At 61.1% G+C, this 21,281-nt stretch carries 21 protein-coding genes, 1 tRNA gene, 1 pseudogene and 1 riboswitch; of the genes and pseudogenes, 12 read left to right on the plus strand and 11 right to left on the minus strand.

Annotated elements, in window-relative coordinates; translation table 11 throughout:
* Nucleotides 1–117: pseudogene (locus IB248_RS28880) on the plus strand (IS630 family transposase); the annotation flags it as partial.
* A gap of 10 nt (nt 118–127) precedes the next feature.
* Here the strand turns inward: IB248_RS28880 and IB248_RS28885 are convergent.
* The 4 genes from IB248_RS28885 to IB248_RS28900 all read right to left on the minus strand — a co-directional run bounded on the left by IB248_RS28885 (nt 128) and on the right by IB248_RS28900 (nt 2,632).
* Nucleotides 128–316, minus strand: a complete 189-nt coding sequence (locus IB248_RS28885; protein WP_192242054.1) for a Trm112 family protein — start codon at nt 314–316, stop codon at nt 128–130.
* Between the two features lie 9 nt (nt 317–325).
* Nucleotides 326–991: an LON peptidase substrate-binding domain-containing protein gene (locus IB248_RS28890; RefSeq protein ID WP_018855843.1), complete on the minus strand. Its 666-nt coding sequence runs from the start codon at nt 989–991 to the stop codon at nt 326–328.
* Between the two features lie 112 nt (nt 992–1,103).
* Nucleotides 1,104–2,069 carry a thioredoxin gene (trxA, locus tag IB248_RS28895; RefSeq protein ID WP_018855844.1) on the minus strand — a complete coding sequence of 322 codons (966 nt, stop codon included), beginning with the start codon at nt 2,067–2,069 and terminating at the stop codon, nt 1,104–1,106.
* 53 nt (nt 2,070–2,122) lie between these two features.
* Complete coding sequence (locus IB248_RS28900) at nt 2,123–2,632, minus strand: prolyl-tRNA synthetase associated domain-containing protein (RefSeq protein ID WP_192242055.1); 510 nt, start codon at nt 2,630–2,632, stop codon at nt 2,123–2,125.
* Between the two features lie 253 nt (nt 2,633–2,885).
* Here IB248_RS28900 and IB248_RS28905 point away from each other — a divergent pair.
* A tRNA-Gly gene (locus IB248_RS28905) sits at nt 2,886–2,960 on the plus strand.
* Nucleotides 2,961–3,133: 173 nt separating this feature from the next.
* Here IB248_RS28905 and IB248_RS28910 read toward each other — a convergent pair.
* The 7 genes from IB248_RS28910 to IB248_RS28940 all read right to left on the minus strand — a co-directional run bounded on the left by IB248_RS28910 (nt 3,134) and on the right by IB248_RS28940 (nt 10,164).
* Nucleotides 3,134–3,307, minus strand: a complete 174-nt coding sequence (locus tag IB248_RS28910; RefSeq protein ID WP_162745720.1) for a hypothetical protein — start codon at nt 3,305–3,307, stop codon at nt 3,134–3,136.
* A 115-nt stretch (nt 3,308–3,422) separates the two neighbouring features.
* On the minus strand, nt 3,423–4,472 hold the full coding sequence (locus IB248_RS28915) for an Ldh family oxidoreductase (RefSeq protein ID WP_018855847.1): 1,050 nt from the start codon (nt 4,470–4,472) through the stop codon (nt 3,423–3,425).
* A 37-nt stretch (nt 4,473–4,509) separates the two neighbouring features.
* Nucleotides 4,510–5,475, minus strand: a complete 966-nt coding sequence (locus IB248_RS28920) for a hydroxyacid dehydrogenase (RefSeq protein ID WP_018855848.1) — start codon at nt 5,473–5,475, stop codon at nt 4,510–4,512.
* A 77-nt stretch (nt 5,476–5,552) separates the two neighbouring features.
* Nucleotides 5,553–6,542: a 4-hydroxythreonine-4-phosphate dehydrogenase PdxA gene (pdxA, locus tag IB248_RS28925; protein WP_018855849.1), complete on the minus strand. Its 990-nt coding sequence runs from the start codon at nt 6,540–6,542 to the stop codon at nt 5,553–5,555.
* A 32-nt stretch (nt 6,543–6,574) separates the two neighbouring features.
* Entirely contained in the window at nt 6,575–7,708 is a 1,134-nt protein-coding gene (locus IB248_RS28930; RefSeq protein WP_113469716.1) for an iron-containing alcohol dehydrogenase, read from the minus strand.
* Between the two features lie 351 nt (nt 7,709–8,059).
* A complete protein-coding gene (locus IB248_RS28935) occupies nt 8,060–9,247 on the minus strand; it encodes an exo-alpha-sialidase (protein ID WP_192242056.1) in 1,188 nt (395 codons plus the stop codon).
* Nucleotides 9,248–9,258: 11 nt separating this feature from the next.
* The gene (locus IB248_RS28940) at nt 9,259–10,164 is read right to left on the minus strand and encodes a dihydrodipicolinate synthase family protein (protein WP_018855852.1); all 906 of its coding nucleotides are present in this window, start codon (nt 10,162–10,164) and stop codon (nt 9,259–9,261) included.
* 306 nt (nt 10,165–10,470) lie between these two features.
* Here IB248_RS28940 and IB248_RS28945 point away from each other — a divergent pair, with 306 nt between their 5' ends.
* From IB248_RS28945 to thiS, 10 genes are all read left to right on the plus strand, one after another.
* Nucleotides 10,471–12,120, plus strand: coding sequence for an ABC transporter substrate-binding protein (locus IB248_RS28945; protein WP_018855853.1), 1,650 nt, complete (start codon nt 10,471–10,473; stop codon nt 12,118–12,120).
* Between the two features lie 142 nt (nt 12,121–12,262).
* A complete protein-coding gene (locus IB248_RS28950; protein WP_025658110.1) occupies nt 12,263–13,219 on the plus strand; it encodes an ABC transporter permease in 957 nt (318 codons plus the stop codon).
* Between the two features lie 2 nt (nt 13,220–13,221).
* Entirely contained in the window at nt 13,222–14,181 is a 960-nt protein-coding gene (locus IB248_RS28955; protein ID WP_018855855.1) for an ABC transporter permease, read from the plus strand.
* On the plus strand, nt 14,181–15,188 hold the full coding sequence (locus IB248_RS28960) for an ABC transporter ATP-binding protein (protein ID WP_018855856.1): 1,008 nt from the start codon (nt 14,181–14,183) through the stop codon (nt 15,186–15,188). The genes IB248_RS28955 and IB248_RS28960 overlap by 1 nt, the downstream gene beginning before the upstream one ends.
* The gene (locus tag IB248_RS28965; RefSeq protein WP_113469714.1) at nt 15,188–16,180 is read left to right on the plus strand and encodes an oligopeptide/dipeptide ABC transporter ATP-binding protein; all 993 of its coding nucleotides are present in this window, start codon (nt 15,188–15,190) and stop codon (nt 16,178–16,180) included. Before IB248_RS28960 ends, IB248_RS28965 begins: the two co-directional genes overlap by 1 nt.
* Nucleotides 16,177–17,241, plus strand: a complete 1,065-nt coding sequence (locus IB248_RS28970) for a four-carbon acid sugar kinase family protein (protein WP_192242057.1) — start codon at nt 16,177–16,179, stop codon at nt 17,239–17,241. Before IB248_RS28965 ends, IB248_RS28970 begins: the two co-directional genes overlap by 4 nt.
* Nucleotides 17,242–17,244: 3 nt before the next feature.
* Nucleotides 17,245–18,030, plus strand: coding sequence for a FadR/GntR family transcriptional regulator (locus IB248_RS28975; RefSeq protein WP_192242058.1), 786 nt, complete (start codon nt 17,245–17,247; stop codon nt 18,028–18,030).
* A 47-nt stretch (nt 18,031–18,077) separates the two neighbouring features.
* A riboswitch (TPP riboswitch) is annotated at nt 18,078–18,189 on the plus strand.
* Between the two features lie 93 nt (nt 18,190–18,282).
* On the plus strand, nt 18,283–20,109 hold the full coding sequence (gene thiC / locus IB248_RS28980) for a phosphomethylpyrimidine synthase ThiC (protein ID WP_018855860.1): 1,827 nt from the start codon (nt 18,283–18,285) through the stop codon (nt 20,107–20,109).
* A 1-nt stretch (nt 20,110) separates the two neighbouring features.
* Nucleotides 20,111–21,085: a glycine oxidase ThiO gene (gene thiO / locus IB248_RS28985; RefSeq protein WP_192242060.1), complete on the plus strand. Its 975-nt coding sequence runs from the start codon at nt 20,111–20,113 to the stop codon at nt 21,083–21,085.
* Nucleotides 21,082–21,279 carry a sulfur carrier protein ThiS gene (gene thiS, locus IB248_RS28990; protein ID WP_018855862.1) on the plus strand — a complete coding sequence of 66 codons (198 nt, stop codon included), beginning with the start codon at nt 21,082–21,084 and terminating at the stop codon, nt 21,277–21,279. Before thiO ends, thiS begins: the two co-directional genes overlap by 4 nt.
* Nucleotides 21,280–21,281: the final 2 nt, after the last annotated feature.

Here is a 21,281-nt window from a genome sequence, read left to right on the forward strand (position 1 = left end):
CAAAAGCGAACCATCGAGGAAACGTGGCGCCATCTGGGCTTACTCGCCGACACCATAAAGCCAGAGGAATGCGCCAACTACTTCTCAAATGCCGGCTACGCTTCCGTCAAAACATGAAAGGCTCTAGTCAGTCGTCCAGTCCACGGGCCTCCGAGACCAGCATGATCGGAATGCCATCACGGATCGGATAGGCGAGGCGCGCCCTCTCCGACACGAGTTCATTGTGCTCGCGGTCATATGTTAGCCGACCCTTTGTCAGGGGGCATACCAACAGTTCGAGAAGCTTCGGATCAACGCGGCTGAGTTTTTCGTCCATGAATCCGTTTTACTGCAGAACGGTGTCCGAGTCACCGAAGACACGCGCCAGCACGATCTCGGTGATCGCGATCAGCGTTTCCGCTCGTGTCTTTAGGTCGGGCGCCTCCAGGAGCGCCTGCTTCTCGGCAGGCCCGAAGGGTGACATCATTGCCAGCGAATTGACGAGCGTCAGGTTGCTGGCGCGCTCGACGCTTTCCCAATCGGCCTCGAGCTTGTTTGCATCGAGATAGGCCTTGAAAGCAGCCAGAAGCGCGGCGCGATCGACAGCGTCCTCCTCATCGCGTGCCGAGAGATCGGCAATGAACGGTGCTATGCGGAAGGTCCGGAACGGATTGTGCGTCTCGCGCTCCTCTAGAAGGCGAAAACGGCAGATGCCGGTGAGGGAAACGATGTAGCGACCATCCCCTGTTTCGGCGAAGGATGTAATGCGTCCAAGGCAGCCAACCGGGGCCAGAACCTCGCCCTGCCCTTCCTGGTCCCCCAACGCGGGCTGGACCATGCCGATCAGTCGATTTCCCGACAAAGCGGCGTCGAACATCGCGAGATAACGCGGCTCGAAGATATTGAGGGGTAGCTGGCCTGTGGGCAACAGAAGCGCACCGCCAAGCGGAAAGACAGCGATCGTATCGGGCAGATCACCGGGCTTTAAGTATCGTGCATTCCCCACTTGCATAGAGACTGGTCCTGCGTCACCCGCGGGCGCGACAGGATGCGCCCGCACAATCGGGAATGTGGGGCCCGCCCCCGAAAACGCAAGGGCGGGCGATCGAAACTTGAAGCCCGAATTACGAAAATAGCATGGCCGAGAGCTTGCGCCGTGCCGAAACCGTCGCAGGATCCTTGAAGCCCCAGACGTCGAAGAACTGCAGCAGTTGCCGGCGAGCGCCATCGTCGTCGAAAGCGCGGTCCTTGCGCATGATATAAAGCAGATGCTCTGCCGATTCTTCGCGCCGACCCTCGACGTTGCGGATCTTGGCAAGCTTCAGGCGGGCCTCATGATCGTCGGGATTTCGCGCTAGGTCCTGCTCCAGAGCGACGGGATCACCAAGCTTGCGCGCCTCCTCGATCTGATCGAGCTTCGTCGATACAGCCTGGATCGCCGGGTCCTTCGCCATCTCCTCAGGCAGGTCAGTCAGCGCCTCGCGCGCACGCTCATGCTGGTTTGCGGCAATCATGCATTCGGCCATTCCCGCCAAAGCCTTCGCATTCTCGGGATCGGCCTGCATGACGGCGCCGTAAAGCTGTGCGGCACCATTGATATCGCCCGATGCCAACAACTCGTTCGCCTCCTTGAGGACGCCTTCGATTTCGGCCGCCTGGTCGGCGCCGGCCGGACCGGCGATCCGATCGATGAACTGGTTGATCTGGCTCTCCGGCACAGCGCCCATGAAACCATCGGCGGGACGACCGCCGACGAAGGCGATTACGGCCGGAATCGACTGGATACCAAGCTGGCCTGCGATCGACGGATGGTCATCGATGTTCATCTTGACCAGCTTGACGCGCCCTTGCGCTTCATTGACGACCTTTTCCAGCACTGGGGTCAGCTGCTTGCAGGGACCACACCACGGTGCCCAGAAATCGACCAGAACCGGCTGGTTGCGAGATTCCTCGATGACATCCTTCGCGAAATTCGCGGTCGTCGTATCCTTGATGTAACCGCCCGCGCCCGCAGCCGGGGCCGCCCCATAATTCGCCGTTGCCGTCATCTGGCCAAAGGAATTGCTGTAAGGATTGTCGTTGCCGCTCATGGATATCTCCCGCCGTGCCGGTCAGCCGGCTTTTCTAGCGCTAAAATCGTATGTCAGGACGTCACTTTCAAGACAAGCGGCTTATGTCCCGTCGCTTCCATAAAGCGAATAAGATCTCCGCTTGCAATCGAAGTCGTTGCGTCATTGGACAGTGGGTGGCAATTGATGATCTCGTCCTTCATCAGATCGGCATCGAGAACGAACGTCACATTTCCACCGGTGTCATTGATGGCCCCAAAGGCCGTGACCGAACCGGGCGCAACCCCAAGATACTCCATCAGCCTTTCCGGCTTTCCGAAGGAGACCTTGCTGGCGGCGCCGATCAGCGTGTGCACCGTCTTCAGATCTACAGTCGCATTTTCTTCAACCGTCAGCAGGAAGAACTGATCCTTTTTGTCTTTGACGAAGAGGTTTTTCGTGTGGCAGCCGGGGATCTCGTCACGCAGTGCGACCGATTCGGCAACCGTAAAGACAGGCGCATGGTTTTTGGTGCTGTGCTTGATATCCAAGCCATCAAGAAAGGCAAAAAGGTCGTCTCTCGTCTTCGGCGTCTCGTCGGTCATCGGAAAATCCATGCGGTCGGGAAAGTGGATGCATGCCTGATTACGTCCCGCCATCATCTTTTGCAACGCTCCCGGTCGACGCTTTGCCCTGCATTTGCGGCACTTCCGATGTCTCCGAACGAGGCAGGCAAATTTTTCTTCGAATTTCCGTCATTTCCCTGTTGCATTTGAAAATCGTTTGGGCGATATAGCGCCCGTCGCCGCAAGGTGGCGCCCACGGTCCTCACAACTACCCCGGACCGATGCGGATTGAGCGGGTGTAGCTCAGGGGTAGAGCACAACCTTGCCAAGGTTGGGGTCGAGGGTTCAAATCCCTTCGCCCGCTCCAAATTTCCTTCTAACAAGTGATCTTTTTTCAGGCTTTGGCCTGACGATCGCTTGTGTTTTCAAGACATTAGAAATGCGTGCTGGGGCTTGTCGAGATCGCCGGGCAGCAAAAAACCGACGTTCGGCCGCGCCAAAGTCGTCGGTTCTCGGATCTCGAAAAACGGCCAGCGGAATTTAGTTGCGAGGCGATGTCCAGGCATCCTCCGCGCCTTTCTTGGTCGGGGCGGTTTCGCGCTCGTCACCACGCTCGGCATTGCCGCGATCCGCTTCACCTTGCCGGTCGGCGATGTAGGGTGCGAGCATTTGCTCCAAATGAGCTGCGGTCAGACCTGCTGCAAAACTTCTCACCTCATCCCTCCGACTGTTTACGCTTTGTAAACACTTAGCGGCTGTGAGCGGTGACCGAAACGGCTCGATCGAACTCTCCACGTGCTTTTGTTCAGGATGAGCGTTGGCCCCGAAGCTAGGGCATTGCGACGCCGAGCCGCTCGGCGTGGGACGCGAGCGATGCCATGATGTTGGAGTGCAGGGCGACCCCATCCGCCAGGGCAGAGCGTTTGCGCGCCAGGCCGTTTTCCCCGGGCAGCCGAACGCGGGCAACGCCGGGTCGCGGCGGATTGCTGCGACACGCATCGGCGAGCCAGCCGGTCTGCCGCAGAAAGGCATCGCGACCCCCAAATGCGTCAGGATCGAAAACCTGGACGGTGACAGCAGCATTGGTACCCTTCAGCCCGTCGACGCGGCCAAGCCCTGAAAGACCTTGGGTGAAGGCTTCGACATGAAGCGCCATGCCATAGCCCTTCTGGCCATGATCGAGCCCTCCGACCGGCATAAGCGTGCCACCGCGTTCGATCACTCGCGGATCACGGCTGGGCTCGCCGTTCTCGTCCATCAGCCACGCATGATCATATTGTCGGCCCTCGCGGACCAGACGTTGCGCCATGTTGACCGTCGTGATCGAGGCGCTGATATCGATCAGGATCGGATCGCCGGGCGTCGGAATGCCATGGGCGACGGGATTCGGCGTGTAGATGCCCTTTCGCCCGCCGAAGGGCGCGACCTGCGCCCCCGATGGACTGGAACTCGCGATGCTGACCATATAGCCGCGATCGGTCGCGATGGTGAGATATGCGGCAAGGCAACCGATGTGATGGCTGTCGGCGATTGCGATCGTCGCCGTGCCGTAGGTCGCCGCACGCTCGCAGGCAAGCTTCACCGCCTCCGATGTCAGCCAGGCACCGGGCAGGCGCTGCCCCTGCCACGCAATGGCCGGCCCGCGGTCGGAGACCACCTCCGGCAGACCTTCGCGCTTCATCACGCCATCGGCGATACTTTGGAGATACCAGCCGGCCAATGCCAAACCATGCGTCGTGTGTCCCATCAGATCGGCTTCGAGGAGATAGTGGGCGACGGCGGCCGCTTTTTCCTCCTCGAGCCCGGCAGCGGCAAACACCGCCCGTGCAAATTGGCGCAGCCTATCTGGCGCGTAGCGGATGTCGGATGTCTCGCCCATGGCTTACTCCATTATTTGCCGGCACCGGGCCGCCGGGTCAGCGCGCCAGAAAGCGCGGGTGAAGCGTCACACCGTCGAGCGCGGCAAGCACGTTCTCGGCCGACATGATGGAAACGGCGCGTTTCGCGTCGAGCGTCACGCCCGCGACATGTGGCGTGACGAGCGTGTTCGAAAGCTCTAACAGGGGATTGTCGATGCCCGGCGGCTCGACGGCGAAACTGTCGAGACCGGCTCCGGCGAGGTGCCCATCTTCGAGGGCAGCGACCAATGCCTTCTCATCGACGACTTCGCCCCGCGCCGTGTTGATCAGGAACGCACCTTGTTTCATCAGGCCGATGCGGCGGGCGTCGATCAGGTCTTGCGTCTCAGGTGTCAACGGACAGTGCAAACTGACGATATCGGAGTCCGCAAGAAGCGTATCGAGATCTGTTTCGCGGCTGACCTCATCGCCAAAGGCGCTGTCCGGCGCGTGCGGATCGAAGGCTGAGACGGTCATGCCGATCGCGCCGGCCATTTTCGCCAGCGTCTGGCCGATGAAGCCGAAACCGACGAGGCCAAGCCGCTGGCCGCGCAGCTCGCGTCCCTTGTACTGGTTCTTGTCCCAGATGCCGTCCCGGATCAGCGCGTCCTGGCGCGGCAGATCCTTGACCAGCGCCATGATCAGCGCGAGCGCATGCTCGGCAACGGAGTGCCCGTTGCTGCCCGTAGCCATCGACACCGGAATGCCGAGCGCAGTGGCTGCCTTCACATCGATGTCATTCGTCCCGACGCCGTGCTTGGCGATGTGCCGGAGCTTTCCGCCCGCCTGCATTTCCTCCGAACTAAGAAGATCGGCCAGCAATCGCACGATGACGGCATCCGGTCGGTGGGCCTTCATTGTTTCGATAACGGCTTGCCGGTCGATATAGGGCGGTGTGGCAATGACGCTTGCTCCGGCCTCTTCCAGAAGCGAGCGACCTTCCGGCGCCAGTTCGCCACCGAGAATGACAACAGTCTTTTCCATCGCTCATTTCCTCCAACGAGCAAAGCGGCAGGCGGCGCAACGCTGCGCCGCTGACAATGCAACAAGCACCCGAAGCGTTAAGCCGCCCGTCGGCGTGGAGACCGCGCCATCAGCCGCGCATAGGCAATGGCCGAGAGCATATTCACGTGGTTGGCCTTGCCCGTTCCGGCAATATCGAAGGCCGTCCCGTGGTCGACCGACACGCGATCGATCGGCAAGCCGAGCGAGACGTTGACCGCCGTGTCGAAGGCAATGAGCTTGATCGGGATATGGCCTTGATCGTGATACTGCGCGATGACGAGATCGAAGGCGCCGTTATAGGCACGGGCAAAGACCGTATCCGCCGAGATCGGACCAACGACATCGATCCCCTTCGCCTGCGCCAGCTCGACGGCCGGGGCCAGGAACTCGGTATCCTCGGTGCCAAACAGACCGTTTTCGCCGCAGTGCGGATTGAGGCCCGCGACCGCAATGCGCGCCTTCTTGCCAAGACGCATGAAGTGGTTGTGGCCTGCCTCGATCGTCGCCAGCACGCGCTCGGTCCTCGCGCGCTCGATCGCGCCCTTCAGCGAAATATGGGTCGAGACATGGATGGTGTTCAGCCGCTCCGAGGCGAGCAGCATGAACGAGCTCTTGGAGCCCGTCAGGTGCGCCAGCAGGCCGGTGTGACCATCATAGTGGTGGCCAGCAAGGTTCATTGCTTCCTTATTGATCGGCGCGGTGACGATGACATCGGCGTCGCCCGACATCGCAAGATCGACCGCGCGGCTGATGTAGCGAACCGAGGCATCGCCCGCCACGGGGCTCACCTTGCCGATCTCCGGCAACGGTGCGCCGAGGTCCACCTCGTCGACGGCAATCTTGCCGGCGACCGCTGCATCCGCCGGCGCAAAGGAAAGTCCGGTTGCTGCCGTTCGATTGGCGCGCTCGAGCGCCTCCGTGTTACCGACGATGACGAAATCGCGCCGCTCCTGTTCCGGCATCGTGGCGAGCGCCTTGACGATCACCTCGGGGCCGACGCCCGCCGGATCGCCGAGCGTCACGGCGACTTTCGCATTTCTGTCCATCACTCACGGTCCTCTTTGAATGGAAGCGCGCCTTAGAAGGCGGCTTCGTAGATCGAGCGGATATCGGCGCGCGACAGGTCGCGTGGATTATTGTCGAGCAGGCGGCGGATGGCAAAGGCATCCTCGGCCATCGCATCCAGATCGCTTTCCGGAACGCCGAGGCAGGAGAGTTTCATCTCAATCCCGAGTTCGGCGCAGAAGGAGTAGGCGGCATCGAACACCGACGCGATCTCGTCGGAGGTCTCGCGACCAAGCGCGTCCATGACGGCACGGGTCTTTGCGGGCACGGCCGGGGTGTTGAATGCGAGAACATGCGGAAAGATCAGGGCGTTTGCCGCGCCATGCGCGACATGCCAGCGTGTACCGAGCGGATAGGCGAGTGCATGGCCGCCAGCCGTATTGACCGGGCCAAGACAGAAGCCGCCATAGAGCGAGGCAAGCGACAGGCCCGCACGCGCCTCGGCGTCGGATCCGTCCTTGACCGCCCGCGCGAGATACTTTCCGACCAACCGCGTACCCTCGATGGCGTAGAGATCAATCATCGGATGCGCCTTGCGATTGGTGAATGCCTCGACACAATGTGCCATGGCATCGACGCCCGTCGCTGCGGTCGTGCGCGCAGGCACGCTGAAGGTAAGCGCCGGGTCGACAACCGCGATATCGGCCAACATGTGCATGCTTTCGACGGCGAGCTTCGCCATCGTCTTCGGGTCTGTGACCAGAGCTCTGATGCCGGCCTCGCTTCCCGTGCCTGATGTGGTCGGCACCTGCGCCAGAGCAACGCGGCGCGGTCCGTGGACCTTGTTCGGTCCTACGACGTCATGAAGCGTTTGCGATGAGCCGGCGAGAACAGCTGCGAGCTTGGCAAGATCCATGGCGCTCCCGCCGCCGAAGCCGACCACAAGCTGCGCATCCGCCGCGTTCGCCGCCGCCAGCACCTTGTCGAGATTGGTAATGTCGGGCTCGGGCGTCACATCGGCAAACACCGTGACCTCACCCTTGAGGGCAAGCGCATCGACCCGCGTCGCATTGAAGGCGTCGGAAATGACGAGAGTCCGGCGATAACCCTTCTCGCCGGCCCACTTGCCGAGCCGCTCCGCCGTACCGACACCGAACTCGATCAGATGCGGCCGAACGATTGTGATAGGCGAATCCAAGCTAACCACCGGACCAGTCCTCCCCTGCAAGTGCTAGCGACACATCAGGTCGCAAAAGATGTAAATTTGTTATACAATGATCGTGTATTTGGCAAGCGACACATTCGATAGTGTCGAAATAAATCGCATTTCTCCTCGAAACCATCGCAGGAAAGAAGATACATTGCATAAGCTAACATATTGAAATTGATTATAACACTCATGCGATCCGTTGTTTGGCGGCGCCGAGAGAGCCAGCACCGAATCGTCGGAAGTAGGGCGCAAAAGTTGTCAAAAACAAACACGCAATCCAACGCGTTTCATGCTCTGATGAAGCCGGGTCGGATCGATGAGGTTCACAACTGACAACCTGTGAAGGCGTCAGGCAATCATATCCGCCGAAAGCCGGACGTATTTGATGGCTCGGCGATAGTAGGTATAGGCGATGTGCACGGCGCCATCTGGTCCCTGGACAATCGAAGGGTAGGAAAACTCGCGATTCACCGAGTCCTTCGAGTTGTTGCTCAGGCAATATCCATCGCCGGTATCGAGGTCGATACGACGTGGGAAGCTTGCGCCGCCGTCGTTGGAGAAGGCGAGACTGAGCGGGGCGCGGGGAACGCCCCAGACAGCCTTGCGGCGCTCGATCGCCGGTGCCGACGCCGCCTTGATCTCATCGTCACCTTCGATCTCATCGTAGAGCGAAAGGCGCCGAGCGTCCGACATCGACGCATTGGAATGGTTATAAACCATTGCTATCACGCCGTTTTTGAGCTTTGTCGCCTGAATTGACGAGTTGTTGTTCGGCAGATCGATCGGCTGCGGCACACTCCAATGCTCGCCGCCATCACTCGAGCGACTGCACAAGACGGATTCGGCGAACCGATTTCGATAGAAGGCGACAAGGTTGCCATCGTCTGTCGGAACGATGTTCATATGGACCGCCCCAATGCTATCAGGGACCTCGGTCATAGCCCAACTCTCACCTTGGTCGCGGGAGATCAGCACGCCTGCCGTGTCCACGTCGCCAGTCCAGCGCTCGCCGGGCAATCCGATGCAGCGAAAGACCGGCAGGAGCCAAGCGCCGGCCTTGTTGACGATGATCGGCTGGCGAACAAAGGTGCCTGGGATGTCGCAGAGAAGGCGGACCTCTCCGAAGGTTTTGCCGCCATCCTCGGAGGTCCGACATTTGACAACAGAACCATCCTGATTCCCCGAGGTCTGCGAGGTGTAAAGCAGCCAGACTTTTCGATCTGGAGCCGTGAAAATCAGCGGATTCTGCTCGGATTTGGTCGGGTCGTCGGACATTTTCTCCGGCTGCGACCAAACATTGGCATCCGGGGCAAGCCGCGACATGTAAATGGAAATGTCGCCCATCCCCTCCATCGTGCCGCCAAACCAAACGCAGGTGAGCGTCCCGCCAGGCAGAAAGGCGAGGTTGGCGGCATGGTTCTGGATGCAAGGGGAGGGCAGATAGGCATCTGCGCGCCCCCTTTCGTTCGCGTTCGCGACGATCTCTCCGGTCATCAGCGCCGGAACGGCCTCGGCTGGCAAAGCTGTGAAACTCATGGTCGCGCTCCCTACGGCAGCTTGGCGTAGGCTTCGGAAAGCGCGACGTAGTCGGCATCGCTGATCGGCATCAGCGGCGCGCGCGTGCGCTTCCAGGCAGCGTTGCCGGTCTTCAGCCCGACCATGGCCTTGATGGTCGGGATCTGCACGTAGGAATTGGAAAGCGTTCTATAGGCGTTGATGCGAGCCTGGGCGGCCTCGACGGCGCCGGCCTGCGTCTCGTCATGCACCTTGTCGTATACGGTTCGCAGCGAATTCGCGACGAGATTGGAGGTTGCCGTGATGCAGCCCGCACCTCCGGCCTTCAGCAGCGGCAAGAGCAGCGGATCGGCGCCCGCCAACACGGAGAAGCCCGGATAAGCTCCGATGATCGCCTGCATGTTATTGAAATCGCCGGCCGATTCCTTGATCCCGACGACCGTGTCGGGGAAGGCTTCTATCAATCGGCCGATCAGCGGAATCGAAAGCGGAACGCCCGAAACCTGCGGGATGTGGTAGAGAATGACCTGCAGCCGGGCGTCGGCGATCTTTTCCAGGACCTGCGAGTAGGCGGCGAATAATCCGTCGTCGGAGACTCCCTTGTAGTAGAAGGGCGGCAGCATCACGACCTTCGTCACGCCGAGCGAAAGGGCGTGCTTGGTCAATTCGACGGTTTCAGGAATGGCAACGACACCCGTCCCCGGGAGCAGCTTGTCGGCCGGCACGCCCGCCTTGAGCGCTGCCTCGAGAATTGCACGGCGCTCGCTGGAGGAGAAAGAGTTTGCTTCCCCCGTCGTGCCCAGCAGGGCGATGCCGTGGCACCCTTCCTGCAACAGTCGCTGGCAGTGCTCGGTGAAAAGGCTGAGATCCGGGCTGCCATCCGCATTGAGTGGCGTCGCGGCCGCGCTAAATACGCCTGTAATCTTGTGATTGCTCATATCGTCCTCCTCGGATGAACGCCGCGAAAAAAGCGGCAGCGACCGGAAATCCGGCCCGCAAGATGGCGTTTTCTTCATCCCCTGAAGCTTTGTTGTCAATATGACAATACAGAGAGCGTCAGTTGTGATTTTTTAACATGTTGAAAAAACTAAAGAAAATATTTCGTTCGTTTTGCCGAGAGCGCCATCGATTAATTTATGTTGACATATTTACATTATCGAGCGAGTGTCTGCGCCATGTCGTGACGCACTTTCGGGAACAGAGTGAAAGTGGTGCCGTCACTGATTTTGTCATGGGAGGACACGATGACTGATCGGAATGAAGGGAATATTGCGCAGAAAGCGCAGATGTCGCGTCGCGACGCGTTGAAGCTTGGCCTCGCCGCCGGCGTCGGCCTCACAATCTTCGGCATGAATGCTCGCATCGTGCTGGCCGATGACGGTCAGGTGTTGAAGGTTGCCAATCCGGCCTTCAACCAGGATTGGTCGCCGTTGCGCGGTGGCGGCGTTCCGTTCCGCTGGAACTCGATCTGGTGGGCCTCGCCGATGTATTTCGACAGCGAAGGCAAGATCAAGCCATACGTCTTCACCAGCTGGGAGTCGCCAGACAACAAGGTCTGGACCTTCAAGATCGATCCCAAGGCTGTCTTCTCGGATGGCAGCAAGATCACCTCGGCTGATGTCAAGGGATCCTGGGAAGTGGCCTCCATGCCCAACACCAAGAGCCAGCGTGCCGACCAGGTACTGAGCAAGGTTCAGGGTTACAAGGAAATCGGCGCCGGTTCCGGCAACGAACTGACGGGCGTCGCCACGCCTGACGAAGGCACCGTCGTTGTGACGCTGGCGGAAGCCGACCCGATCTTCTTCATGCGCCTTGCCAACCATATCGCACCGATCACCAAGGCCGCGCAGTCTCGTGGTAGTGACGGCGAGGAAGTGGCGGACTGGTACAAGCCCGACAGCAGCGCCGTCTATTCCGGCCCGTTCAAGCTGACGAGCATCGACATCGACGCCGGCAAGCTGGTGTTCGAGCCGAACGAGAACTTCTTCGGGCCTAAGCCGAAGCTCGCGCGCATCGAAATCACCTCGATCGAAGACAACGTCACCGCGACGTCGCTCATCAAGTCCGGCGAGTTCAACGCACATACGGAACTGGTCACCTCGACGATTATCCAGGACCTCGGCCCCGAATTCTCCGCCGGTCCGCTGATCCCGACCAGCCAGCACTTCTGGTTCAACGTCACCCGCGCACCGATGGACGATCCGAAGGTTCGCCAGGCATTGATCATGGCGATCGATCGCGACGGCCTCTTCAAGGCTTCCTATCCTGACGGTCCGCACAAGAAGGCCGACCAGATCCTGAATTCCGTTCCCGGCGCCGAAAATTCCGGCTTCGAGCCCTATCCGTACGATCCGGCCGCGGCAAAGAAGCTGCTTGCCGAATCGACCTACGGTGGTCCGGAGCGCCTGCCGAAGATCCTCTTCGTCGGCATTTCCGCCCCGGCTATCGAGGCTGCGGCCCAGTTCATTGCCGAGCAGTGGCGCCAGAACCTCGGCATCACGGCCGTCGACATGAAGCCGCAGCAGGACTCCTATGCCGGTCCGGACCAGAACGCCGTCCAGATCTTCCGCGACGACGTCGGCACTCGTGTTCCCGATGCCGTTTCCTATCTCGCCGGCTGCATCGCCTCGACCTCGTCGAACGCGCAGAACAAGCTTGGCGGCTACAAGAACGACAAGGTCGATGCGGCACTTGCCGAAGCGGCAACGAAAGCCGTCGATGATCCGCAGCGCGTCAAGCTCGCCCAGGATGCCCAGAAGGCATTCCGCGACGATTGGGCATTCATTCCGTGGTATTCTCAGGCGATGTCCCGCTGGGCCACCAAAGAGGTCAAGGGAATGGAGAAGAACCTCGACTGGCAGGTCGTGGCGCCTTGGGACATTTCGATCGGCTGAGCCGGCACGAAACTCTGAAACAGATAGCCCTCGGGCACATTAGCAACCGCGCGAAGACCGCAAGGCCTTCGCGCAAGTTTCAAGAAGACATCGCATGTCCGCCTTGACGCGGAAGGTGTCTGCCAACCGGTGGGAGATGACCTTGTTACGCTATGTGCTGACCCGGTTTGCCATCTGGATTCCGTCCGTGCTGATCGTAATGCTGGCCGTCTACGCGCTGGCTTTCTACGGCGCCGGCGATCCGATCAAGTTGATCTTTCTGCGCGCACCCGGCGACGTCGCCTACAATCCGCAGCGCATCGAAGCCATCCGCGAAAGTGCCGGCCTGAACAGGCCCTTCATCGAACAGTTCGCCCTTTACATCTGGAACCTGCTGCATGGCCAGTTCGGCAATTCGCTGACATCCGGCCGCTCGGTCTGGGCGATGGTGTCGGCCGCAGCCCCCGTTTCTTTCAAGCTTGCGCTCTGTTCCATCATCCTGACGACTGTTATCGCCATTCCGCTTGGCATGATCGCCGCGATGAACCAGAACAGCCGCCTCGATTATACGATCCTCGGCAGCGCGCTCTTTCTGTGGGCGATCCCGGCCTATGTCGCCGGCCCGCTGCTGATGGTCGGCCTTATCGTGCTGCTGCCGATGGTCAAGGTGCCGTATGGCTGGGGTGGTGTTTTCGATGTGCGCATCCTGTTGCCGCTCATCGTGCTCTCATTTCAACCAATCGCGCTGATCGTCCGCCAAACGCGCGCCGCCGTCATCGAGGTGCTGTCTGAAGATTTCGTCCGCACCGCCCGCGCCAAGGGCGTGCCCGAGATGGTCGTAGCGCTGCGCCATATCCTGCGCCCGGTGCTGACGCCCGTCGTGACACAGCTCGGCCTGATCATGATCACCATTGTCAACGGCGCGATCTTCGTTGAGCTCGTCTTCGGTCTTCCCGGCCTCGGTCGCCTGACCGTGCAGGCGCTGACCAATTCCGACTACCCCGTCATTCTGGCGATCACGCTCATCGGATCCTTCCTGGTGATGATCTCGAACCTTCTGGTCGACGTTCTCTATCCGCTGCTTGATCCGCGTGCCAACGATGCAAGAAGGAGCCGCTGACCATGTCCGCCATCCCTCTCTCTCCCGTCGCAGCTCAGGAAGAAGCACCCGTCAGCCTGTGGCGCGACGCCTGGTATCGCCTGAAGCGCAACAAGCTTGCCGTCTTCGGCCTGATCGTCGTGGCAATCCTCGCTTTCACAGCGATCTTTGGCCCGTATCTGACGCCCTATGACTACCTGAGCCAGAATCTGCAGGCCCGCAACGCCGTTCCATCGCTGCAACATCTCTTCGGTACCGACGACCTCGGCCGCGATGTGTTCAGCCGTGTCGTCTTCGGCACCCGCACGGCCTTCCTGGTCGCGGTCATCGTCACAGTCATCGCCGTATTTATCGGCACGATCCTTGGCGCGATCGCTGGCTTCTTCGGCAATCCGTTCGACCGCGTCATCATGTGGCTGACGGACATGACCATGTCGGTGCCGAACCTGCTCCTCGTCGTCGTCATCAATGCATCGCTGAAGTCCCCCATCACCAAATGGATGGAGGCGCAGTATCTGGCGACGCTCAATCCCTTCTATCGCCAGACCATCTGGGTCGACTTCATTCTGGTCTTCGGCTCGATGGCGTTGATCTCCTGGCCGCCCTATGCGCGTCTCGTTCGCGCCCAGGTGCTGTCGATCCGCAGCCGGCCCTACATCACGGCCGCGCAGGCGCTCGGCCTTTCGAACTGGATCATCATGAAGCGCTACGTCATTCCGAATGCGCTTGGCCCGTTGATCGTCTCCGTCAGCGCCGGCCTTGGCACCGCGATGGTTCTGGAAAGCGCCTTCAGCTTCCTCGGCATCGGCGTCAACCCGCCGACCCCAAGCTGGGGCAACATGATCTCGGACGGTCTGCGCGTCTGGCAGCACTATCCGCATCTGCTGGCCGCCCCGGCAGCCGTTCTCGGCCTTGCCTCGGTCGCCTTCAGCTTCCTCGGCGATGGCCTCAACGACGCACTCAATCCGCGGGGTTCGAAGTGATGAACACCACCCGATCCAACGAAAAACTCCTCGATGTCCGCGGCCTGACGGTCGAAATCGATGGCAGAAACGGCCCGGCGGTCGTGGTCGATGGCATCGATCTGCACGTCAACAAGGGCGAGACGCTTGGCGTCGTCGGCGAATCCGGCTGCGGCAAGAGTCTGACCATGCTGAGCCTGATGCGGCTTCTACCCAACAAGATCAAGGTCACCAAGGGATCCGCGAGCTTCGACGGCCACGACCTGCAAAAGATGTCGAACAAGGAACTGCGCAAGGTGCGCGGCGGCGACATCGGCTTCGTCTTCCAGGATCCGATGACCTCGCTCAACCCGGTGATGCGCATTGGCGACCAGATCTGCGAGCCCTTGATCTATCACCGTGGAATGAAGAAGGCCGATGCGCGAGTCCGCGCTGTCGAACTGCTGCGCCTCGTCGGCATTCCCGGGCCGGAAGAGCGCCTGCAAGCTTATCCGCATGAACTCTCCGGCGGCATGCGCCAACGTGTGATGATCGCGATCGGCCTTGCCTGCAACCCGAAACTGCTGATCGCTGACGAACCGACGACGGCGCTCGACGTCACCATTCAGGCGCAGATCGTCGATCTGGTGAAGGATCTGCGCGCCAAGCTCGGCATGTCGGTTGTCTGGATTACCCATGACCTGGCGCTGATTGCCGGTCTCGTCGATCGTGTCGCCGTGCTTTATGCCGGAACCGTCGTCGAGGATGCCCCGGTTGACGAGCTTTATGCCCGCCCAAGCCATCCCTATACGCGCGGTCTGCTCGCCTCGATTCCGAAGCTCTCGGATGCGCCCGCAAGCCGGCTCTCGTCCATCGGCGGTACGCCGCCGGAGCCGGGTCGCCGCCCCAAAGGCTGCCCCTTTGCCCCACGCTGTCCGCTGGCGGAAGCCATTTGCCACGAGCGCGTACCGAAACTCGAACCGCTGTCAGGCGCCGGAAACCACCGTACGGCCTGCTTCGTCGTCCAGAAAATGCAGGAGGCTGCGTGATGGGTGCACAACCGCTGCTCAAGGTCGAAAACCTCGTCAAGCATTTCCACGTCAAGCTCGGCGCCTTCGGCGAGCGTTCGGCGACCGTCTATGCGCTGGACAACGTCAATCTCGACATCATGGAAGGCGAAACCCTCTCGCTCGTCGGCGAATCCGGCTGCGGCAAGTCCACCACCGGCTTCACCATCCTCAACCTCTACAAGGCGACATCAGGCAAGGTCGTCTACAAGGGCCAGGACCTGGCGACCCTTGATGAAAAGCAGATGCGGCCGTTCCGCCGCGACCTGCAGATCGTCTTTCAGGATCCCTATTCGACGCTCAACCCGCGCATGACGATCGGTGAGGCAGTCGGCGAACCGATCCTCTTCCACAAGCTCTGCACCAAGGCGGAGCTCAAGGACAAGATCGCCAACCTGCTGACCGACGTCGGCCTGCCAACCCGCTTTGCGCAGCGCTATCCGCATGAACTCTCCGGCGGCCAGCGGCAGCGCGTCGTCATTGCCCGCGCGCTTGCTTGCCAGCCGAAATTCATCGTCTGCGACGAAGCGATCTCGGCGCTCGACGTCTCGATCCAGGCGCAGATCATCAATCTCCTGCTCGACCTGCAGGAGAAGTATGGCCTGACTTACCTCTTCATCGCCCACGATCTGGCCGTCGTGCGCCATATCAGCACCCGCGTCGGCGTCATGTATCTCGGTCGCCTCGCGGAACTTGCGACGCGCGAGGAGCTGTTCGAGAACCCGCTGCACCCCTACACCAAGGCACTGCTGTCAGCCGTTCCGGAAACCGATCCGGAGCTGGAGCGCACGCGCAAGCGCCAGATCCTGCAGGGCGACGTGCCGAGCCCGCTCAACCCACCGAGCGGCTGCCGCTTCCACTCGCGCTGCCCGATCGCCATGGACGTGTGCAGCAAGGTCGTGCCGGAATGGAAGGAAGCCAAGCCTGGCCATCTCGTCGCCTGCCACGCTGTCAACTCAGGACAGACTGCATGACGCTGAAGGTCGCGATCATCGCTGACGATTTGACCGGCGCGCTCGACACGGGAACCCCCTTTGTCGACGCCGGACTTTCCGTCGCTGTCGCGATCGACGTCAGTGCCATATCGGAAACGCTTGCGACCGGTTGCGAGGTCGTGGTGGTCAACACGGCTTCGAGAGCTCTCCCGGAGGAGGAAGCGGCAGGAAGGGTCAGCGCTGCGGCGAAGGCCCTTCTTGCCGCCTCGCCTCAAATCGTTCTGAAAAAGATCGACTCCCGGCTCAAGGGGAACGTTGCAGCGGAAAGCGTAGCTTTGGCTACCGTCTTCGGTCACGAGACAATCGTGGTGGCACCGGCCATTCCCGATCAGGACCGTTTGACCCACAACGGTCACGTCGTCGGTCGTGGTGTCGACAAGCCGCTGCCGATTGCCGAGCTTTTCGATGCAAGTGGTGGAACCGAAGTGCTGGTCCGCGATGCCGAAACGGACAGCGATCTCGACCAAGTGGTTGAGGCACGCGATTGGAAGAGGGCCCTTGCTGTCGGCGCCCGCGGTATCGGAGCTGCACTTGCCCGCAAGATCGGACAGTCGAACAGGACAAGCAACGCTTTTGCCGCATCGAGCCGGACCGTCTTTGCCTTCGGCTCCCGCGACCCGATCACAACAGCACAAATGGCCAGGCTGGAGGGTACCGGCTGCCTCGCCGCTGCCATCGATGCATCCATGGGAGCAGTGCCTTCCGACGCACAAATTGGCTTGCCGTTACTCGTCCGCTGTACTGGCGAAATCAGCGGCGAAGCCGTGGCAGTTGCCGACCGCTTCGCAAAAGGCGTAAAATCCATCATAGAGATGACGCGCCCGGACATGCTGATGGTCGGCGGTGGCGATACGGCACTGGCAGTTTTTCGCGAGCTCGGCATTCGGGTTCTGAGGCCGCAGGGCGAAATCGAGGCGGGTATTCCGTGGTTCGACGTCGTAACGGCAGACGGCCTGCGTCTGCGCTGCGCGGTGAAGTCCGGGGGCTTCGGTAATTCGGATAGTTTGGTAAGACTGATCGCGCAGAATCAGGCGGCATAGGACATGCCGACGGGGAGAGTGAAGGTGGACGAAGCAAACGGTGTACCGGCGAATGCGCAAGCGGCGCCTGCGGCAAAGCCGGAGCGCGGCAAGGCCGTCAAGCTGGTCGATCGCGTCTTCGACCAGTTGCAGGAGCGTATCCGCTCGGGAAACTATCCGCCGGATTCGCGGCTTCCCGGTGAGCATGAGCTTGCATCGATGCTCGGCGTGTCGCGTCCGATCGTGCGCGACGCCTTGGCACGGTTGCGCGATCAAGGCATCGTCTATGCCCGTCAGGGAGCCGGCACCTTCGTCAGCGCCCACGGTTCGCCGACGACGCAGCTTTCCTATTCGCCGGTCAAGACGATCGCCGATATCCAGCGCTGCTACGAGTTTCGACTGACGATCGAGCCTGCCGCCGCCTACTTTGCTGCCAAGCGCCGTGACGAAGCGGCGATCCAGAGGATTGCCGCAGCGCTCGCCGATCTGCGCGAGGCGACCAGCCACCAGCTCCATCGCACCGACGCCGACTTCACCTTCCATCGGGCCGTCACCGAAGCCGCCAACAACCACTATTACACAGCCTCGATCGATGCCCTGAAGGCCCACATCGCCGTCGGCATGCACCTTCACGGCCTATCGCTGCTTGGTCCGCGTCAGGGCCTCGAGCAGGTCTACGAGGAGCACAACAAGATCTACCTCGCCATCGTCGAAGGACGTGCGGAAGACGCGCGGGCTTTGATGAAGGCGCATCTTGAGGGTTCGCAGAGCCGCCTCTTCGAAGGCCGCGCTCTGGACCTTTCCATGTAGTTGCGGCAGTCGGCTTGACAGCTTTGCTGCTCTGGCTCTAACCTTTTGACATTCACCAGGGGGGTCCCGGCAAGGGGCTGAGATACTGCTATCGTGCGCAGTGACCCGTTGAACCTGATCCAGTTCATACTGGCGTAGGGACGGTGCAAGCGCTCGAAAGCATTGGATTCACGCGTGGAATCCGTGCCGGCGTCTTTTCATCATTCCGGCTGAGGACTGGGTCTCCAAACTTAAAACTTGGAGCCTCAAACCATGAATATTGCCGCAAAGACCATCACCCCGACCGTTACAACAGGCCCCCTACCGGCCTCTCGGAAAATCTACATCCCTGGGGACATTCACCCCGATGTCCGCGTGCCGATGCGCGAAATCAGCGTCCACCCGACATCGGGCGAGCCACCGGTCACGGTCTATGATTCCTCCGGCATCTATACGGTCGAAGGCGCTGACATCAGCATCGAGCAGGGGCTTCCGGAACTGCGCCGCAGCTGGGTGCTCGCGCGCGGCGACGTCGAAGCCTATCGGGGTCGCCAGGTGCGCCCCGAGGATAACGGCTTTGCCAGCGGCGAGCGGCTGACGCCGGAATTTCCTGCCAAGCGCCAACCGCTCCGCGCCAAGGACGGCAAGGCCGTGACCCAGCTCGCCTATGCGCGCGCCGGTATCATCACGCCCGAGATGGAGTTCATCGCCATCCGCGAAAATCTCGGCCGCAAGGCTAAGGCCGAGGCAATTGTGCGCGACGGTGAGAGCTTCGGCGCCCATATTCCCGATCACGTCACCCCGGAATTCGTCCGACAGGAAGTCGCCGCCGGCCGCGCCATCATCCCCGCCAACATCAACCACCCGGAAGCCGAGCCGATGATCATCGGCCGGAACTTCCTGGTGAAGATCAACGCCAATATCGGCAACTCCGCCGTCACCTCCTCGATGGCCGAAGAGGTCGAGAAGATGGTCTGGGCCGCGCGCTGGGGCGCCGACACCGTGATGGATCTCTCCACCGGCCGCAACATCCACAACATCCGCGAATGGATCATCCGCAACTCGCCGCTGCCGATCGGCACCGTGCCGCTCTATCAGGCGCTGGAGAAGGTCGAGGGTATCGCCGAGAACCTGACCTGGGAGGTCTATCGCGATACGCTCATCGAGCAGGCGGAGCAGGGCGTCGACTATTTCACGATCCATGCCGGCGTGCGGCTTCACTACATCCCACTTACGGTCAACCGCGTCACCGGCATCGTTTCACGCGGCGGCTCTATCATGGCCAAGTGGTGTCTTCATCACCATCGCGAAAGCTTCCTTTACGAGCATTTCGAGGAGATCTGCGACATCTGCCGCGCCTATGACGTCTCCTTCTCGCTCGGCGACGGCCTGCGTCCGGGTTCGATTGCCGACGCCAACGACGCCGCACAATTCGCCGAGCTGGAGACCCTCGGCGAACTGACGAAGATCGCCTGGGCCAAGGACTGCCAAGTCATGATCGAGGGCCCGGGCCATGTCCCGATGCACAAGATCAAGGAAAACATGGACAAGCAGCTCGCCGTCTGCGGCGAGGCGCCTTTCTACACGCTGGGACCACTGACGACAGATATCGCCCCGGGCTATGACCACATCACTTCGGGCATCGGTGCTGCGATGATTGGCTGGTTCGGTACGGCGATGCTCTGCTACGTCACCCCGAAGGAGCATCTGGGTCTCCCCGACCGCAACGACGTGAAGACCGGCGTCATCACCTACAAGATCGCCGCCCACGCCGCCGATCTCGCCAAGGGTCACCCGGCAGCTCAATCGCGCGATGATGCGCTGTCGCGCGCCCGCTTCGAATTCCGATGGGAGGATCAATTCAACCTGTCGCTCGATCCGGAGACGGCCCGCAGCTTCCACGACGAGACGCTGCCGAAGGAAGCGCACAAGGTGGCGCACTTCTGCTCCATGTGTGGCCCGAAGTTCTGCTCGATGCGGATTTCGCACGACATCCGCGCTGAAGCGCAGAAAGAAGGGCTCGACGCCATGGCGGCGAAATACCGCGAGGGTGGCGATCTCTATATGCCGATCGATACCATCCAAGAGTCGCGTGACTGAGATGCATGTCCTCGTCAAAGGGGCCGGCGTTGCCGGCCTCACGGTCGCGCACGAACTCACTCTTCGAAGTGCTGACGTCACCGTTATGGATCCGAATCCAGATTTCGGCCAGGCAGCATCATGGCTCGCGGGCGGCATGCTGGCACCGTGGTGTGAGCGTGAAGGCGCGGACGAAGCCGTCTTGCTGAGTGGCCGCGGTGCCATCGATCGGTGGGACATGATGCTGCCCGGCGAGGTACACCGAAACGGCACGCTGGTCGTTGCCCCCGCGCGCGATCAGGGTGAACTCGATCGCTTTGCCAGCCGCACCAGCGGCCATGAATGGCTGGGCGAGGAGCAGATCGGCCCATTGGAGCCGGCTCTCGCAGGCCGCTTCAGGCGTGCTCTGTTCTTCCCGCTGGAAGGACATCTCGATCCGAGACGAGTGCTGGGTCTGCTGCGAGAAAAGCTCGCCGCTCGACATGTTGCATTCATCGACCAAGTGGCCGAGACCACCGGCTACGACGACATCGTCGATTGCACGGGCGCAGCACGCATTGGGCAAACGAGTGGGCTTCGCGGCGTGCGCGGCGAAATGCTCTATCTACACACGCCCGAGGTCGACCTCGCCAGACCCGTTCGCCTGCTGCATCCGCGCTTCCCCGTCTATATCGTTCCGCGTGGAAATGGCCTGTTCATGGTGGGCGCCACCATGATCGAGACCGAGTTCGCCGGTCCCATCTCGGCGCGTTCGATGATGGAACTGCTGAACGCCGCCTACGCTGTGCATCCCGCCTTTGCGGACGCTACCGTTATCGAAACCGGCGCGGGCATCCGGCCGGCATTCGCCGACAATTTTCCACGCGTGACCCGCGAGGCCGAGGCGGTCGTGCTCAACGGCCTCTATCGCCACGGCTTCCTGCTGGCGCCTACCATGGCGCAGGAAGCTGTGGACCTTGTCTTCTCCAGAACCGAACCAGGAGGAAATTGCCGATGAAACTGATCGTCAACGGCGAGTATCACGACCTCGCTGCGCCAACCTTGTCCGAACTGCTGACGCTGATGGAATACGAAGGCGACTGGCTGGCGACCGCCGTCAACGGCGAAATCGTCCACCGTGAGGACCGCGCCGACCACGCGCTCAACGACAACGACCGGATCGAAATCCTGTCGCCGATGCAGGGAGGCTGACC

Origin of the sequence: Rhizobium sp. RHZ01 (assembly GCF_014851595.1) — a bacterium.
Taxonomy (GTDB): Bacteria; Pseudomonadota; Alphaproteobacteria; order Rhizobiales; family Rhizobiaceae; genus Rhizobium; species Rhizobium altiplani.